Source organism: Neobacillus sp. S1115, assembly GCF_055385565.1.
In genome coordinates this window covers 3241219-3258818 of record NZ_AP038275.1, presented here as the reverse complement: position 1 = coordinate 3258818, position 17600 = coordinate 3241219, and the positions used below count along the sequence as shown (strand labels likewise).

19 protein-coding genes are annotated in these 17600 nt (G+C 39.6%); all 19 read left to right on the top strand.

Features of this window, described 5'->3' with window-relative positions; genetic code table 11:
- The first annotated feature begins 21 nt into the window (after positions 1 to 21).
- The 19 genes from ACZ5B7_RS15845 to ACZ5B7_RS15755 all read left to right on the top strand — a co-directional run bounded on the left by ACZ5B7_RS15845 (position 22) and on the right by ACZ5B7_RS15755 (position 17591).
- A complete protein-coding gene (locus ACZ5B7_RS15845; RefSeq protein ID WP_464490031.1) occupies positions 22 to 678 on the top strand; it encodes a carboxymuconolactone decarboxylase family protein in 657 nt (218 codons plus the stop codon).
- A gap of 72 nt (positions 679 to 750) precedes the next feature.
- The gene (gene dctP / locus ACZ5B7_RS15840; protein WP_464490030.1) at positions 751 to 1833 is read left to right on the top strand and encodes a TRAP transporter substrate-binding protein DctP; all 1083 of its coding nucleotides are present in this window, start codon (positions 751 to 753) and stop codon (positions 1831 to 1833) included.
- Between the two features lie 126 nt (positions 1834 to 1959).
- Positions 1960 to 2427, top strand: coding sequence for a TRAP transporter small permease (locus ACZ5B7_RS15835; RefSeq protein ID WP_464490029.1), 468 nt, complete (start codon positions 1960 to 1962; stop codon positions 2425 to 2427).
- A gap of 11 nt (positions 2428 to 2438) precedes the next feature.
- Positions 2439 to 3749 (top strand): TRAP transporter large permease, encoded by a 1311-nt coding sequence (locus tag ACZ5B7_RS15830; protein WP_464490028.1) that lies wholly within the window; start codon positions 2439 to 2441, stop codon positions 3747 to 3749.
- Between the two features lie 406 nt (positions 3750 to 4155).
- The gene (gene ortA, locus ACZ5B7_RS15825) at positions 4156 to 4455 is read left to right on the top strand and encodes a 2-amino-4-oxopentanoate thiolase subunit OrtA (protein WP_464490027.1); all 300 of its coding nucleotides are present in this window, start codon (positions 4156 to 4158) and stop codon (positions 4453 to 4455) included.
- Positions 4456 to 4504: 49 nt separating this feature from the next.
- Entirely contained in the window at positions 4505 to 5920 is a 1416-nt protein-coding gene (gene ortB, locus ACZ5B7_RS15820; RefSeq protein WP_464490026.1) for a 2-amino-4-oxopentanoate thiolase subunit OrtB, read from the top strand.
- Positions 5921 to 5944: 24 nt separating this feature from the next.
- Positions 5945 to 7276, top strand: coding sequence for an aminotransferase class III-fold pyridoxal phosphate-dependent enzyme (locus ACZ5B7_RS15815; protein ID WP_464494505.1), 1332 nt, complete (start codon positions 5945 to 5947; stop codon positions 7274 to 7276).
- Positions 7277 to 7453: 177 nt separating this feature from the next.
- The gene (locus ACZ5B7_RS15810) at positions 7454 to 8173 is read left to right on the top strand and encodes a GntR family transcriptional regulator (protein ID WP_464490025.1); all 720 of its coding nucleotides are present in this window, start codon (positions 7454 to 7456) and stop codon (positions 8171 to 8173) included.
- 198 nt (positions 8174 to 8371) lie between these two features.
- A complete protein-coding gene (locus ACZ5B7_RS15805; protein ID WP_464490024.1) occupies positions 8372 to 9478 on the top strand; it encodes an ABC transporter substrate-binding protein in 1107 nt (368 codons plus the stop codon).
- 14 nt (positions 9479 to 9492) lie between these two features.
- Positions 9493 to 10554, top strand: a complete 1062-nt coding sequence (locus ACZ5B7_RS15800; RefSeq protein ID WP_464490023.1) for an ABC transporter ATP-binding protein — start codon at positions 9493 to 9495, stop codon at positions 10552 to 10554.
- 15 nt (positions 10555 to 10569) lie between these two features.
- Positions 10570 to 11490, top strand: coding sequence for an ABC transporter permease (locus ACZ5B7_RS15795; RefSeq protein WP_464490022.1), 921 nt, complete (start codon positions 10570 to 10572; stop codon positions 11488 to 11490).
- Entirely contained in the window at positions 11487 to 12290 is an 804-nt protein-coding gene (locus ACZ5B7_RS15790; RefSeq protein WP_464490021.1) for an ABC transporter permease, read from the top strand. The genes ACZ5B7_RS15795 and ACZ5B7_RS15790 overlap by 4 nt, the downstream gene beginning before the upstream one ends.
- Before the next feature lie 12 nt (positions 12291 to 12302).
- Positions 12303 to 12626, top strand: a complete 324-nt coding sequence (locus ACZ5B7_RS15785) for a (2Fe-2S)-binding protein (protein ID WP_464490020.1) — start codon at positions 12303 to 12305, stop codon at positions 12624 to 12626.
- Positions 12616 to 13704 carry an NAD(P)/FAD-dependent oxidoreductase gene (locus ACZ5B7_RS15780; RefSeq protein WP_464490019.1) on the top strand — a complete coding sequence of 363 codons (1089 nt, stop codon included), beginning with the start codon at positions 12616 to 12618 and terminating at the stop codon, positions 13702 to 13704. Before ACZ5B7_RS15785 ends, ACZ5B7_RS15780 begins: the two co-directional genes overlap by 11 nt.
- 25 nt (positions 13705 to 13729) lie before the next feature.
- Positions 13730 to 14068, top strand: a complete 339-nt coding sequence (locus tag ACZ5B7_RS15775) for a (2Fe-2S)-binding protein (RefSeq protein WP_464490018.1) — start codon at positions 13730 to 13732, stop codon at positions 14066 to 14068.
- Positions 14069 to 15154: an NAD(P)/FAD-dependent oxidoreductase gene (locus ACZ5B7_RS15770; protein WP_464490017.1), complete on the top strand. Its 1086-nt coding sequence runs from the start codon at positions 14069 to 14071 to the stop codon at positions 15152 to 15154.
- A 33-nt stretch (positions 15155 to 15187) separates the two neighbouring features.
- Positions 15188 to 15523, top strand: coding sequence for a DUF1904 family protein (locus tag ACZ5B7_RS15765; RefSeq protein ID WP_464490016.1), 336 nt, complete (start codon positions 15188 to 15190; stop codon positions 15521 to 15523).
- 70 nt (positions 15524 to 15593) lie between these two features.
- Positions 15594 to 16454 carry a D-amino-acid transaminase gene (gene dat / locus ACZ5B7_RS15760; protein WP_464490015.1) on the top strand — a complete coding sequence of 287 codons (861 nt, stop codon included), beginning with the start codon at positions 15594 to 15596 and terminating at the stop codon, positions 16452 to 16454.
- Positions 16455 to 17591 (top strand): NAD(P)/FAD-dependent oxidoreductase, encoded by a 1137-nt coding sequence (locus ACZ5B7_RS15755; protein WP_464490014.1) that lies wholly within the window; start codon positions 16455 to 16457, stop codon positions 17589 to 17591.
- The last annotated feature ends 9 nt before the right edge of the window (positions 17592 to 17600 follow it).

Below are 17600 nucleotides of genomic sequence, written 5' to 3'. Positions count from 1 at the left end.
AACTTAAGGAGGAAATAAAAAATGAGTAATGATAGTTTATACCAAAAATCATATTTTTCACGTTTAGGAGAATTCGGTGATTTAGTTCCTGATACTTTTAAGGCATTTGTCAGATTTGATTACCTTGCTTTAAAAGGCGGACAGCTAAATTCAAAATTGAAAGAACTGATAGCTATAGCTGTTGCTCATACCACAGGATGTCCCTATTGCATTGATGTACATGTACAAAAAGCGAAATCCCAGGGAACAACAAAAGGGGAAATGGCTGAGTCTATTATGGTAGCAACTGCATTAAAAGCGGGTTCGGCGCTTGCACATGGTGTAAACGCACTAAATAGTTATGACAATTTAGATGATGAAGAGTTGTATAGGAAATCATATTTTAATAGATTAAAAGAGTTTTCCGCTCTTAATGGCGACATTTTTGCTTCATTTGTAGATTTTGATAAAAAAGCATTAAAATCCGGATTGCTCAGTGTAAAGGAAAAGGAACTAATAGCCGTTGCTGTTGCTCATACCACAGGCTGCCCATATTGTATTGATATCCATATTAAAGGAGCAAAAAGGTCGAAAGCCAGTAAGGAAGAAGTGGCTGAAGCTATTATGGTAGCAACAGCATTAAAGGCGGGTTCTGCTTTGGCACATGGTGTAAATGCATTAAATGCGTTTGATGAATAAAACTAGTTTGAAGATTTGTCATCGATTAATAATTTAATTTGCACATGTTCGAATGAAAAGGGAGGAAGCCTCGTGTCCAAAAAATTTAATATTTTGATTACCCTAATACTCATTATTTCAATTGGTTTACTGGGGTGCGGGAAGTCAGCAAATGAAGCAGGTTCAAAAGAAACCTCCGGAGATAAGAAAGTATACAAACTAAGCTTTAACGTGCAAATTCCAGCCACCCATAAATTTCATACGGATGTTGTAAAGCCTTGGGCCGATCTCGTAGAAAAAGAAACAAATGGAAGAGTCAAGATTGAAATTTATAATAGTGGGGCTCTAGGAACTTTGGCCACTGCTTATGATGATATAAAGGGTGGCGTATATGACATTGGCTATGTAAGCCCAGGGCTTCATCTCGACAGTAATCTATACCCATTAACGATTGGAGATTTACCATTTGGGATTACCGATCCAAAGGTAAAGGCAGATGTTTTGGGACAACTTAGTGACAAGTATATGAAAGATGCATTTAAGGAGTCCACTCTTTTGTCCATATCCTCTACGGACTCTTATCAGCTGTATAGTAAGGAACCAGTTAAATCCATTAAAGATGTTAAGGAACAGAAAATTATTGCTCAAGGTGCAGAAAGAATCGAAACTGTGAAAGGCTGGGGGGGCGTACCTGTGTCCCTGGGTCTTGAACAAATTTATGAGTCGTTAGAAAAGAATACCGTTAACCAAACAACTTACACATCAGTTGGTGCGGTGGGCCTTAAATTATATGAGGTAGCTCCTTATTTAACAAAAATTGACTTAGGTGCAACGACGCTCTTGTTTTTAATGAACACGGAATCTCTGAATAAACTCCCGGATGACCTTAAAAAGCAATTTGTTGAAGAATTAGGCCCTAAGTTGGGTGAAATGACTGGGGAAATGTACAAAAGTCAAGCGGATGCAGCCATTAAAGAATATGGTGAAAAAGTAAAAAGTAAGGGCGGTCAGGTAACTACATTAAGCAGTGAGGAATTAAAGGCATTTAAAAAACCTAGTGAGAAAATATGGAATCACTGGGCAGAAGAGGCAGATAAAAAGGGATACCCTGGTGATGAGATATTAAAAGAATTTGAAAAGTTAATCGAAGCAGAGGGCGTTGAACTTCCTTTTTAACTTTTAAGAAAAAACGTACCATTTTGTTGGTCTGAAACATTTAGAATAGGATCTTTTGAATAACGCAATTTTCTATTCAAAAGATCCTTCTTCTTTTCTGAATCTCTAATGAAAGAAGGTAGAGTTATGCAGTTTTTAATGAAGTTTATACAACTCATCACCAACATCAATAAATGGGTATCTTTTTTTACACTTACTTTGATGATGTTAGCAGTAACGTATTTTTCAATCTCTAGAACCTCAGGACACCCTGTTATTGGGGATATTGAGTTAGTACAGTTTACGATGGTCTTACTCATTATGGGATCACTTGCACTAACGGAACAATCTGATTCGCATATTTCAATTGGGCTCATTGTAGATAAACTTCCACCCCGTATCCAAGCTACAGTAAACTTTATTTCCCAATTACTAATGCTCTTGTTTTGTTTCCTAATTTGTTGGGTTTTTATATCAAGAATGAACTTTTTACAGGCTTCCGACCTATTAAAAATCCCATTTTTTCCTTTTAAGATTTTTATCATCATCGGTTTTAGCGGGTGGGGATTAGAAGCCCTCTTAAGGTTAATGAAATCAGTTCGAAGCTTTTCATAAGGAGTGAGAAAATGTCAGTTGAAGTGGTTGGAGTAATCGTTATTATTTCAGTTTTTATTCTAATGTTCATGCGAATCCCGATTGCTATTGCGATGGCAATTCCTGCAACTTTAGCTATCCTTTATCTAAAGGGATGGAATACCCTAATGACATCAATTGATAGTATCGTATGGTATCAGAGTTATAGTTATACTCTTTCGACGATCCCTTTATTTGTATTGATGGGGCAGTTTTTATATACAGCTGGTATAAGTGAAGAATTGTTTGATACATTTCGAAAATGGTTTGGAAAGTTTAAAGGTGGATTGGGACTAGCTACGATTGGTTCTTCGGCTATGTTTGCGGCAGCCTCCGGTTCGAGTGTGGCAAATACAGGAACAATGGGAGTCATTGCTTCCAAGGAAATGTTAAAAGCAGGGTACAGTAAAAGTTTAACCGGTGGTTCCATAGTGGCAGGCGGCGCATTGGGCATTTTAATTCCCCCAAGTACCACTTTCATCATCTATGGGATGATTACAGAACAATCCATTGGCGCGCTACTAACAGCCGGAGTTATTCCAGGTATATTGTTGACCATTTTCTTTATGCTAACTATTGTCATTAGTGTCATCGTGAAGCCTAGTTTGGTATCAAATACTGTGGATGTGAGTGTTAGCTGGAAAGAGCGATTTATTTCATTAAAGTCAAATATTAGTATAATCATAATGTTTTTAATCGTCATTGGCGGCCTGTATCTCGGATTATTTACTGCTACTGAAGCAGCAGGGGTGGGTGCTTTTGGTGCATTTATTATCGGTTTAATAAGGAAAAAACTAACATTTCATAAATTTGCTGAAGCCATTTTTAGTACGATAAAAACAACAGGATTTATGTTTGCTATTTTAATGGGCGCATTTATTTTAAACTATGTTTTGGTTATTACTCGTCTACCTATCTTATTGGCAGATTTTTTATTTGATAAAAATCTTACACCAACCATGATTTTTATTTTGATCGTTATCATGTATATCATATTGGGAGCTCTTATGGATACGTTGGCGATGATGGTAGTTACCATTCCAATACTTATGCCAGTACTGAAAATGGCAGGATTTGATTTAGTCTGGTTTGGCGTTATCATTGTCCTGGTGGTAGAAATGGCCCTAATTTCACCTCCTGTTGGGATGAATTGCTTTGTATTAAAAGGTGTGGCAGATGATTTAGAATTGGGTGATATCTTCAAGGGAGCGTTGATTTTCATGATTCCGATTCTACTTCTGATTATCTTGATATATATTTTCCCTGAAATTGCACTATTCTTGCCTAATTCGATGAAATCATAATAATAAAACTACAGCCTCAAGGTAATGACCTTGGCCTAAATGTTAATCCAATATTGCCGCCCCCTTTATAGGGCCCAGTCGATTGCTGGACCGGACATGTGGCTGCATGTTCGGTCTTTTCTAATTTATGTTTAATTTTTTCCTATGATAAAGTATGGCACCCAAAGAGCCATCGCAGAGCGATTTCGTTCTTCCATGCCTCATTTCTATATCTATTGAGGCATTAGAACCGTCCACATGCATCTCTAAATTTATTTTTCAAATAATTCAAAAAATATTGACAATAGAGGAAAAGCTTAGTAAATTATATATTAACAGTAAATATAGTATAAACTTATAAAGTTATAATATTATAAATTAAGTGAGTTGGAATTCATGAAACCGCTTTATAAGGGGAGGGTTTTAATTGAAAAAAATAAACAAAGGTACATGGGTCGAAGTTCATCGAGTATTGTTACATCCTGAGGAACGATCCAACCGGTTGCCGGAAGACTCCAAAAATGTACCTTATGAGATGAGAGCAAGGGGATTTTTACTAGAAGAAGCGGTGTTAAATGAAGAAGTAAATATTAAAACTCTTAGCGGAAGAGTGATTACTGGCAGACTAATTCAGATTGAGCCCTGTTATGAACACAGCTATGGTCCCCCAGTGTATGAATTGCTGAATATTGGTGAAGAAGAACAACGGCTGCTTTTAAAAAAATGAAAAAATGATTTCAGAATAACCCAAGTTTATTTGGAAATGAGGGGTTCCAATGCTTACCGATGTATCTTTTGAACAAATTATGAACCGTAAAAATGAAATTATGCAACGCTCCTTAAAAATAGATTATGACCAATTTAAACAAGGTTTGGTCGGCTTTGATTATGAAAAAATGATGACACAACTTGGTTATTCCTTGGAGGATGTTGCCCAGATTCAAAAAGACAACCAAGTAGGAAATACACCGTTACTTGAATTAAAGAATCTGACAAAGTTGGTCCGGAGAATTTCTCCCAAAGGTAAAGGTGCTACGATCTTAATGAAGGACGAAGCAGCAAATCCATCGGGCAGTTTTAAAGATAGACGGGCCACTTTAGCCGTTCACGAAGCGAAGAAAAAAGGTTTTTCGGGAGTGATTGCAGCAACCAGTGGAAATTATGGTGCAGCGGTTGCGAGCCAGGCAGCAAAACAAGGGCTAAAGTGCATTGTCCTTCAAGAAACCTATGATAGCCAGGGGTTGGGACAGCCTGAAATTTTAGAAAAGGGAAGAAAATGTGAAGCTCTTGGGGCGGAGGTTATCCAGTTAACGGTCGGCCCGGAGCTGTTCTATACAGCACTATTGTTACTCGATCAGACACAATACTTTAACGCATCGTTATACTCTCCGTACGCAATAGCAGGGGTTGAAACTTTAGGGTATGAAATTGGACAGCAAGTTAAGAATCAATTTGGGAGAGAACCTGCAGCAGTTTGTGTAACACATGCAGGTGGAGGAAATGTTACAGGTACAGCTCGAGGGTTAAAGAAATTTGGGAATCATCAGACCGAAATCGTAGGAGTATCTGTTGATCTTTCAGGGTTGCATATGGCTTCTGACAAGGATTTTAATCGAAAGTCATTTACTACTGGTCATACAGGTTTTAGTTTTCCTTTTTCCATTGATCCTGATCGTTCGGATGTACCAAGGAATGCTGCCCGGCCGTTACGATACTTAGATCGATTTGTGACTGTGACACAAGGCGAAGTATTTTATGCAACCGAATTATTAGCCAAACTAGAGGGACTCGAAAGGGGTCCGGCTGGAAATACCTCTTTGGCAGCGGCTTTAGTTCTTGCTCAACAATTAGATGAAGACGAAATTATTGTCGTCCAGGAGTCTGAATACACCGGAGCAGGAAAACATCCTATTGCTCAATTAAACTTTGCTAAAAAGCAGGGGATAAAGATAAAGAGAGGAGACCCGACTGAGAATATTCCGGGTTCCATTATCGCCATTCCGGAACATATTGAACAATTGAATGTGAAAAATGTTGATTTAGATAGAGTTCGAACCTCATATTTAAGAAATGTGTTAAAAGACATAGATTGTCGGAGATTGAACAATTTGGATAATGCATTTTTAGCTAAAGAGATAAATAGGGATCAAATATATATTGAAAACTACTTGAAGAGTGAGAATAATTTCTGAAAAGGAGCGGCACATGTGAATAAAATGAGCAGCGCCAATTGGTTAGAACGTGAAACGAATGTTCTATCACCAGGAATGAGACTTCCATTTTTTCCACTAGTAATAAAGGAAGCAAAAGGTGAATTTATTAGAGATCATGACAACAACGAATGGATTGATTTTTTATCCAGTGCCTGTGTCACAAACACAGGGCATGGGCATCCATATGTTATTGAGAAAATGAAAACACAGTTAGATCAATTAGTCCATTATAATCCTGCATACGCCAGCCACGAACATATTGTTTCCCTTTCAGAAGAGCTAATCCGTATAACGCCAGGATCGTTTCCAAAACGAGTGACGTTTGGTTTATCAGGAGGGGATGCCAATGATTCTGCCATTAAATTAGCGAGAAGTTATACAAAACGTTCTAAGATTATCGCCTACAGCCGCTCCTATCATGGAAACACATATGGTGCTTTAAGTATTTCGGCTGTCAGTCTCCCGATGAGAAAGAACATGGGTCCATTATTACCGGACGTTTATCATATCCCATTTCCTGATGTCTATCGATCACCACTTGATAGTGAAGAAGAAAGTAAACGTTGTATCTTGGCCATTGAGCAATTATTTGAAACAGTGTGTCCTCCTGAGGAGGTAGCAGCGATTGTTATTGAACCAATTCAAGGAGATTCAGGCGTTTTAGTTCCACCACAAAGTTATATAGACGCTTTAAAACAATTAACCTCTAAACATGGAATATTGATAGTGGTTGATGAGGTTCAAACGGGATTCGGGAGAACGGGAGAATGGTTTGCAAGTTCTCACTTTCAATTAGAGCCGGATCTACTCGTGTTAGGCAAAGCAATCGCATCAGGTATGCCGATAAGTGCAGTGGTAGGCAGAAGCGAAATTATGAATTCTGTTGAACCCCCTTCAGGAGCATTTTCACTTGCAGCGAATCCCGTTAGCTGTGTCGCTTCCTTGGCTACCATTCAAGTGATGGAGAATGAGGATCTTATCAGCCGTACAAACCTGCTTGGAGAATATGTTCAAGGGTACTTTGCTGGATTGAAAGAAAAATTTGAGATGATAGGTGATATTCGAGGGAAAGGATTGATGATTGGCGTTGATCTTGTAGAAAATAGGGATTCAAAAATTGGAAGCGGTTCAATTGCAGCAAAAGTATGTTGGCGCTGCTGGGAAAAAGGATTATTTTTAACTTTCTTTTCGGGATCCGTATTACGGATTGCCCCGCCCCTAACGATTTCGGAAGCGTCTCTAGAAAAAGGTTTGCGTATCATTGAGGAAGCCTTGGAGGATGTGCAACAAGGTCGCGTTTCGGATGCAGTCCTTGATAGAGTTAAAGGATGGTAGAGACCTGCCTGCTGACCAAACTACCTGGTTCTTTTGCTTCTATATTTGTTAAAAATATTATTTGTTAAATAATTCAAAAATTATTGACAGTATAGGAAAATCTTAGTAAATTATATATTAACAGTGAATATAGTATAAACTTATAAAATTATAATATTATAAATTAGGTGAGATGTTATGAAGCTAGATAAAAACAACCATATACCTCTATATCGTCAGGTGCAGGAAGTATTAGAAGAAAAAATCACATCGAAGCAGTGGGATATTGGATATCAGCTGCCGACTGAACAGGAATTGGCTGATCATTTTGATGTAAGTACCATTACAGTTAAACGCGCTGTAATGGAGTTGGTGAGCAAGGGGTACCTTTACCGACAAAGCGGGAAGGGGACTTTTGTAGCAGGAACTACCAATGAAATGGATATAAATAAATTGTTGTTGATAACTTCGGATGATGAAGTAGAGTTTCCACATGAATTACTAAGTTTTTCAATGGAAATTATGGGAGAGGAAGTGGCAGGCAAATTTGGATTACAGCCTGGTGCAAAAGTCTTTAAGATCAAGCGGTTAAAAATGGAAAATGATATCCCAGTTAATCTGGAATATTCCTATTTGCCTTATGATAAATGTCCTAATCTTACGGCCAATGATATCAATAATGAGCTAATTTACAACATTTTAAAGAAAAAATTTAAGATTCCATTGGGAAGGGCCCGGATGTTCGTTAAGCCGTATATTGCTACCAGCGAAATGGCGAAGAAACTTCAAATTGAAGCGGGTACACCCGTGTTTGAGTGGGAGAAGTTTACTTATACCAAGCAGGGAGAGGTAATAGAATACTCAAAGTTCTATGTGCGTCAGGATAAAGTTACCTATTATACAGAGATTAACTTTTAGTCGGTAACCCATTTTTGGATAGTAATAAAATATAATATTATAATCAAAAAGATTATAATATTATATTTTTGCCATTACTTATCTGAAAATTTAAAATATTACTCCAATTAAAAACCAAACAATCAAATTGAAGGAGGAAAGAGGCAGTTCCTTAGGTTTTGTCCACATTAAAATTATTTTTTTTGAGGAGGAGTAAGTGTGAAAAAAAGAAAAGCGTCTTTAATCCTATTCATTTGTCTAGTACTTGGAATCATGACTGCGTGCAGCAGCAAGAGCAGCCAGAGCAGCCAGACGGGAAATTCCTCATCCGAAAAATCAGGGGGCGAGGGCGATAAAACACTAGTATTGGCGGCATATGGTGGAAGCTATGAAAAAGGGCTAAAAGAAAAAGTGATTCCAAAGTTCGAAAAGGAGTTTGGAGTAAAGGTAACCTATATTACCGGAAGCTCTGTTGATACTTTGTCGAAGCTTCAGGCACAAAAGGATAAGCCGCAAATAGATGTCGCTTTCTTGGATGATGGACCGCAAGCGCAGGCTAAAGCTTTTGGATTGCTTGCTCCACTAGATGAAAGCGTTGTCACCAACTTGAAGGACGTTTACGATATCGCTAAAGATAAGGACAATATTGGAGTTGGTACCGGAATTGTAGCAACGGGCTTGGCCTATAACAAAGATACATTTAAACAAAATAAATGGGAGCCGCTTAAATCATGGAATGACCTAGCCGATCCGAAATTTAAGGGTAAATTAGTTTTACCATCCATGGCCACAACGTACGGAGTGCATATGCTTCTTATGGTTGCTGCTTCAAACGGTGGAAGTGATAGAGATATTGAACCAGGATTTGAGAAAATGAAGGAAATTGCTAAAAACGCTGTGACATTTGATAAAACGGCTGATATGTCTAACTTTTTCCTACAGGGTCAAGCTGTTGCAACCTCTTGGGCTAATGGCCGTGTGAATCTTTTAAAAGACACCGGATTCCCAATCGAGTTTGTAACTCCTGAGGAAGGCGCACCTGCTTTACTTGTAACCACTAATGTAATTAAAGGTGCACCGCACCCAGAGCTTGCTCAAAAATTTCTTAATTTTATCTTAGATGAAAAAGTACAAGTAGAAATGGCGCACGCAACATATTCTGGGCCAGTTACGAAAAACACGAAACTTGAAGGAGATATAGCTAAAAAAGTCATTTACGGTGAAGATCAAATTGCCAAGCTTGTAAAAGTGGATTGGGAATATGTCAATACAAAAAGGGCAGAGTGGACAGAACGAGCCAATAAAGAAATTGAAGTAGCCCACTAAAAGAGGTGAAAGAGATGAGCTATTTATGCCTTGAAAATGTTGTAAAGACCTTTAATAAAACAGAAGTCGTGAAAAAGATGAACCTTGAAATCAAACAGGGTGAGCTTGTTTCCTTTCTGGGGCCTTCCGGCTGCGGAAAAACGACAACCCTTAACATGATTGCCGGGTTCCTCGATGTGGACGGAGGCAAAATTGTGGTGGACGGGGAGCCTGTCCACCTGCTTCCCCCGAATAAAAGGGAAATGGGCATGGTTTTTCAAAACTATGCTCTCTTTCCCCATATGACTGTATTTGAGAATGTTGCCTACGGGCTGAAGCTTCGCAAGGTGAGTAAGGATGAAATTAAATCTCGCGTGGCAGAAGCGCTCGAGATGGTTAGACTGACTGGCTATGAAAAGCGATTTCCGAAGGAGCTTTCCGGCGGACAACAGCAGCGTGTGTCCTTAGCCAGAGCACTTGTGATCAAACCGAAAGTGTTATTGCTTGATGAGCCATTGAGCAACTTGGATGCGAAACTGCGTCAAGAAATGCGTGAAGAAATCGTGGACATTCAAAAAAAGGTTGGGATTACGACCATATTTGTTACCCATGATCAGGAAGAGGCACTTGCCATTTCAGACAGAATCGCGGTTATGTATGAAGGAAGAATCGAACAGCTTGATACACCGGTTGAGATTTATAACCACCCTCAGACTGATTTTGTTTCCAGATTTATTGGAGAAGTAAACCAGGTACAAGGCAAGGTTGTCAGGCTACTTAACGAAAAGGAAAGCTTGGTCTCGTTTTATGGGTATGAGCAGGTAGTAACAAGGAATTTAGCGGAAAATAGTGTCATTGATTTTTATATTCGCCCTGAAAAAATCCATATCTCGTTAGAACCAAACGATGGCATCAAAGTGAAGGTTGATAGGAAAATGTTTTTGGGTGCGAAAACGAGATACATCTTACAGAACAAGGAAAATAAGCATATCATTGCAGATATTCCAAATACCGTTCTAAATCCCGATCATGTTCAAGAGGGGAAAGATGTAAGTATTCAGTGGAATCCAGAGGATTTATTAGCAACCAAAAAGTGAGGTGACTTTTCTCCGATGCAGGCTGAAACCGCATATCAAGAACAGGAATTGTTATTCAAGCAGAAAAAGAAGAATTTATCGAAGAAGAGGATTGACTATTTGCTTTTATTACTTCCGACCCTTGGTATCTTTATATTTTTCTTTTTGCTTCCGTTGTTTTTCCTTTTTATCACCGGCTTTAAGACGTTTGACGCGGCAAGTGGAATAGGAAATGAGTGGACGCTCCAGAATTATATAAAATTCCTTTCCGATCCTTTTTATCTTGGGGTGTTATGGCGGACGGTAAAAATTGCATTGCTGACTACTTTAGCTGCCATTGTAATTTCATTCCCGGTTGCCTACCAAATTACGAAAGCAAACAGAAGAATCAAAAATTATTTAACTCTAATCGTTCTGTCACCGTTGTTAATCAGTATGGTAATCCGCTGCTACGGATGGGTTATCTTGTTATCCAATAACGGTGTTGTCAATAATGCGTTATTGAAGTTTGGGTGGATCGATAAGCCGTTAACGTTGCTGTATACGGAATTTAGCGTGGTAATTGGAATGGTGCACGTCCTGTTTCCCTATATGGTGTTAAGTATTATGGGGTCACTGGAAAGAATTGACCCATCTGTTATTCGAGCATCACAAAATCTGGGTGCCAGCCCGCTTCGAACATTCTTTTCTATCGTCTTGCCGCTAACGCTGCCTGGAATCTTTGCGGGTTCCGTAATGGTTTTTAGTTTAGCAATCAGTTCTTTCGTCACTCCGGCGATTCTTGGGGGACCGCAGGTAAAAGTAATGTCGTTCCTTACTTATGAACAGGTAGCTGTGATGTTGAATTGGCCTTACGGATCGGCGATTGGTTTCATATTAATCTTTATTGCAACGATTACGATTATTATTTATAGCAAACTATTAACTGCTTCCAAAAAAGGAGTGGCCATTCAATGAGGAAGGTATTGCCTAAATTTGGATTAAATTTCTTTTGTTTGCTCGTTTACATCTTCTTGGCTGCTCCAATCGTAGTTGTTTTGTTTTCATCGTTAACTAAAACAGAGTATATCGTTTTTCCTCCCAAAGGGTTGACATTAAGGTGGTATACCGAATTAGTCAATCATCCAGAATTTATGCAGTCGTTTATGCTCAGTATTGGCGTTGCCTTTGGAACGGCGATTATTTCAACCGTTATTGGAACGATGTCTTCGATAGCAGTTGTCAGGTATCAGTTCAGAGGGAAAACAGCCATTATGCAGCTAGTCGGATCTCCTCTTCTGATTCCAACCGTTGTCTTTGGGGTAGCCCTATTACAGTTTTATTCCTGGATTGGTTTGGCAACAAGCCCGGCAGCGTTAGTAATTGGCCATATTATTTTAACCATCCCGTTTGTCATGCGCTTGGTGGTCGCCAGTTTAGTAGGCTTTGACCGCACGATTGAACAAGCTGCGATGAATCTGGGAGCGGGAAGCATGAGGGTGTTTTTTCAAATTACGCTTCCCATCATTAAATCAGGTGTTATTGCTGGGGCGATTTTCGCCTTTATTACCTCCTTTGATGACTTAACCGTGGCCCTATTTATTGTCAGTACCGATGTCGTGACACTGCCTGTCCGGATTTTTACCTACATGCAATACCAGTACGACCCAATCATTACCTCCGTTTCTAGTATCGTCATACTTTTGACAGTCGTGTTAATGGTTGTCATTGAAAGGGTACTAGGGATTGGAAAAGTATTTGAGTCGAAAAATGAATAAGAAGGTGTTTTTGTGCACATTAAACAGCACCCCATCCTAGGGGAACAGCTTCAAAAACAAGTAACCATCTATTTTAATGATGAACCATACACTGCTTATGAACAACAGTCTGTTGCGGCTGCCTTGCTGGCCAATGATATAAAACAATTAGGCGTCAGCCGGAATTTAGTTCAACCACGAGGTATGTTTTGCTCGCGAGGAAGATGCTGCAGCTGTTATATGACGGTCAACGGGGAAGATCATGTGCGGACTTGTATGACCAAGGTGGAAGACGGGATGAAGATCTATCCTAATGATGGTGATCCACAAGTTAGGAGTGAATGCCATGGAGACTGATGTTCTTATTATTGGTGCAGGACCAGCAGGGCTTACGGCTGCCGTGGAAACAGCATTAAGAGGGCTGGATGTAACGATTGTGGAAGAATCACTTACAATGGGCGGACAATTAATCCAACAAACCCAGGTCCTCCATTCGTTGCCTGCTGCTTTTGAGCCCATGCGTGGCTTTGAGTTGGCTGAACATTTAAGGAAGCAAGTCAAGGACTCCTCCGTTCACTGCTTGTTGGGTCACCGAGTGATTGGCTTTTACAAGGATGGAAGTGTCGGAATATCGGATGAGGCCAATGTGTTCCCTCTGAAGGCAAAAAAGATTATCGTGGCTACTGGTGCAGCTGAAAAGGCTATCGCCTTTCCAAAATGGACGCTCCCGGGAATCATGACAATTGGAGCAGCCCAAACCTTATTGAATCGTGATTTCGTCCTACCCGGTAAACAGGCGGTCATTGTTGGGTCTAGTGACTTTACCATGGATGTTGCCCTTCAGCTTTCCGAGGTTGAAATACATGTTAAAGCAATTTTGGAAAAAAATCCCTACATCCTTGCACGTGACGTTGAAAAAGTGGAGAAGGTTCGCAAGAAAGGAATTCCAGTTCATGTCAACTCTTCTATTAAAGAGGCAAGGGGAATCGGAAGGGTTGAGGAAATTGATATTAGGCAGGGGGAACAGGTTACGACCATTCCTGTCGATACAGTTCTTCTCGATGGCGGCCGTTCTCCTATCCTTGATGTTTTTTACCAGTTGGAGTGTTCTTTTGGATACCAAAAAGAATTAGGAGGCTGGATCCCGCAATACAACCAATCTTTTCAAACAGACCGGGAGGATGTTTTTATCGCAGGAAACGCTGCCGGTGTTAGCTCACAAGGAGTATTGCTTTTAACAGGAATGATTGCAGGCATTAATGTTTGTCAATCTTTAGGAGTCATACCTAAACAGGAGGCAGATATCCAAACAACGTCTCTATGGAGAGAAATCGAAATTCTTGAGACAAAGCTTTATCTGGAGGCTTGGAAAGCTAGAAATGCGCATGTAGAAGACTATGAGCATCCGGTCCTTACAGATCAATTTATCTCTTAATTAGAAATGAATAAGAGACTAGTAGGTGAATAGATTGGATAAAACCACGATTATATGTCGATGCGAAGAAATCAGTTACGAAGAAATCGAGGATGTTATCTCGGTTGGCGCCAGAAGATTTGATGATATAAAAAGACTTACCCGCTGCGGCATGGGCCCCTGTCAGTCAAAAATTTGCTGTAGCCTGGTCGCTGAAATTATTCATGAAAAAACAGGTCTTTCTTTTCCTGAGATTCCTTTACCGCGGATGAGAATGCCGATTAGCCCCATAAAGATTGATACGCTTACGACCAATAGCACCATATTTTCCTCGGTCAAATCTGTATTGGACGAGGTGGAGTTAGAGGATGGGAAGGTGAAATAGTTGGAAACCAATTATGAAACGATCATTATCGGCGGAGGAGTCCTCGGAAGCAGTATCGCGTATCACCTTTCTGAACGTATGAAGGATAGAATTCTAGTACTGGATCAGAAATTCCCGTTATCCGGTACATCAGGTTCGACACAAGCATGGATATGGGTTCATAATAAAACTCCTTCCTGGTATGCTGAGTTTAATATGTACAGCGCCGAACTTTTTCCCTATTTATCGAAAAAAATTGGCGATGTGGAATATAAACGGACGGGCGGACTTTCTCCATTTTTCAATGAAGCTGATCGCGAAAAAGCCTTGCAGCTTGCTAAAGCCTATAAGGAAATCGGTATTAAAATCAAGGTCTTATCCCGTGAAGAAGCCTTGGAAAAAGAGCCATCACTTAATCCGAATGTTGCAGGTGCTACCTATAGTTCCATAGATGGGAACGTCAATCCTTTTCGATTAGTTGATCGGTATATGAGGGCGGCAAAGAAAAATGGTGTACACTATTCTACTTATAATAAAGTAACTGAAATTCAAAAGCTGCCTGGAGAATTCATTGTCGTTTCACAGAAAGGAACCTTTGTTTGTAAAAATTTAGTTCTCGCAGGAGGCACTTGGTCAAGAGAATTAGGTAAATTAGTTGACATCAACATTCCTGTAAACCAGGTAAGAGGGCAAATTCTCGTTACAGAACCTTTAAAGCCTTTCTTAAATTTTACAATCAGTGGTGTAAGGCAGACGTTTAATGGCGAGGTATTAATCGGCTATTCAATGGAAAAGGAAGGGTTCAACCGGGCAACTACATTGGACCTCATTCAAGAAACGGCTAACATGGCCGTTCATTATATACCGGGGTTAAGGAAGGCCAAAGTAGTTCGTGCCTTTTCCGGTATTCGAGCGATGCCGGAAGACGGTCTTCCGATTCTGGGGGAAATTCCAGGTGTTGATCATCTTTATGTGGCAGCTACTCATAGTGGAATGACACTATCGCCGCTAATTGGAACGCTAATGACCGAATTAATAGTGGAGGGGGAAACATCAATCCCGATTGACCGCTATTCTATTAGCCGGTTTGACTCATTAGTTAGATAATTTTTAAAAAGTAAAGTTCAGGAGGAATTATCAATGCCGCATTTAATCATTAGAGGTGTTTCGGTTGAGCAGGTAAAAACAATCAGTACCACACTAGTACAAGAATTGGCGGATTTATGTGCCTGTGGAACGGACAATTTCACCTTGGAACTTGTCCATTCTACTTATGTATTTGATGGCAATGAAGTGCCTGGATATCCATTGATCGAAGTAAAGTGGTTTGAACGCGGGCAGGAAATTCAAGACCAATTTGCCAGCATTGTATCCAAACAAATTCAAGCACTCGGGATTCCAGAAGCAGAGGTTGCTTTTAGTACATTTTTGGAATCTGCGTATTATTTGAATGGCAAGAGTTTTGCCTCTTCTTAACTTTAAAAATTATAAAGTTATAACATTATAATTTTTGAATGGTATTGAATTATCAAAGGAGTGGTTTAAGGTGAACTATGTTCTTGAAAATGATCAGATTGTTCCGAAAGAACATGTTAAGACAGATTTTTTAGATCGAGCCTATGTATTTGGCGACGGCGTTTATGAAGTTATTGGAGTTTATAATGGAGAGCCTTTTAAACTGGATCGACATTTAGCAAGACTGCAGGACAGCGCTGATCAAATACAACTAACCTTTCCATATAATATAGGGGTATTAAAGGAAAAATTGTTGGAACTGCAGGAAAAGAATCATTTAGTTACTGGCTTTATTTATTTGCAAATGAGCCGAGGAGCAGCACCAAGAACGCATCATTTTCCAAAACCAGAGGTATCGCCTAAACTAATTGCGCATGTAACGGAAACTACGAGACTGCCGGAAGACTTTTATACTAATGGGGTAAAAACAATGCTTGTAGAAGACGTTAGGTGGCTTAGATGTAATATAAAGAGTTTAAATTTGTTACCTAATGTTTTAGCAAAAGAAACTGCCGTTAAAAATAATTGTTTTGAGGCAATCCTGCACAGGGGAGAAACAATTACGGAAGGCAGTTCATCCAATGTATTTGTCGTAAAGGATAATAAACTTTACACACATCCGGCCAATAACTTTATATTGAATGGGATTACTAGATCAACAGTATTAGATATTTGCAAAAAAAATGATATGGAAGTAGTTGAAACGACTTTTAATAAGAAATTTTTATTAAACGTGGATGAAGCATTTCTTACAGTAACATTTTTAGGCATCATACCAATTCGTCAAGTAGACGAGAAAACGGTTGAAATAGGCAGAATTACGAAGAAAATCCAAAATGAATTATACAAACTTACGCATAAAAGCGGGGTTGGCTCAAAGGGAGTGATTTAAATGAAAGTTATTGTAATCGGAACTGGAATTGTAGGTGCAAGCGCCGCCTATCACATGGTCAAAAATAATCTGGAAGTCATCATGATTGATAAAAAACAAGAAGGGAAGGCAACAACTGCAGGGGCTGGGATTGTCTGTCCCTGGATTAGAGACATTGAAAGTGAGACTTGGTATAGCCTTGCCAGGAAAGCTTATACTTCCTATCCTGATTTAATTTCTGCCTTGCAAAAAGACGGAGAAGATGAAGTCGGCTACAAAAAAGTAGGGGCAATGCGTGTCTCGACGGACCCCGAAAAAATGGATGAGGTTGAAAAAAGATTAAAAAATAATCGGGAGCATACACCTGAGATCGGAGATATTCTTCGTTTAAATGGAGCGCAGGCACAGGAGATTTTTCCATCACTAAACAAAGATTTGGAGGCTGTGTATGTATCTGGAGGGGCAAGAGTAGATGGTGCCTTGCTACGTGATGCTCTAATTAGGGCTGCTGTGCGTAACGGGGCTGAGTTTGTAGAAGGTGAAGCAGAATTAATCTATGAAAACAGGAAAGTAAATGGTGTTACTGTTGGAAAAGAAACTATTTTTGCTGATAAAGTCCTAATAACTTCAGGGGCATGGGCTCCAGAATTATTGGAGCCATTTGGTATTCATTTAAATGTCAATCCACAGCGCGGACAAATTGCTCATATAAGATTACAAGAACAGGATACTTCTAATTGGCCAATTATTATACCGGAGTCAGGCCATTATTTGGTCCCGTTTGATGATGGCAGAATAGTAGCAGGGGCAACAAGAGAAACCGGATCAGACTTTGATTATCGATTGACTGCCGGCGGGGTGAATGAGGTACTTACAGAAGCTCTGACGGTTGCGCCTGGTTTAGAAGATGGAACATTGGAAGAGGTTCGGATCGGATTTCGACCAATGGGACCAGATTTATTACCGATTGTAGGAGCAGTAGATACACTTGAAGGAGTGGTACTTGCTACTGGCTTAGGGAAATCCGGGCTTACATTTGGACCATATGTTGGTATTTTGGCAGCTGCAATGATTCAGGATGAAGAGATTGAACTGGATCTTACACCATATCGAACCAGCCGTGCTATTGAGTTGAAAAAGAATGTCCAAGAAATATGAAATAGGGAG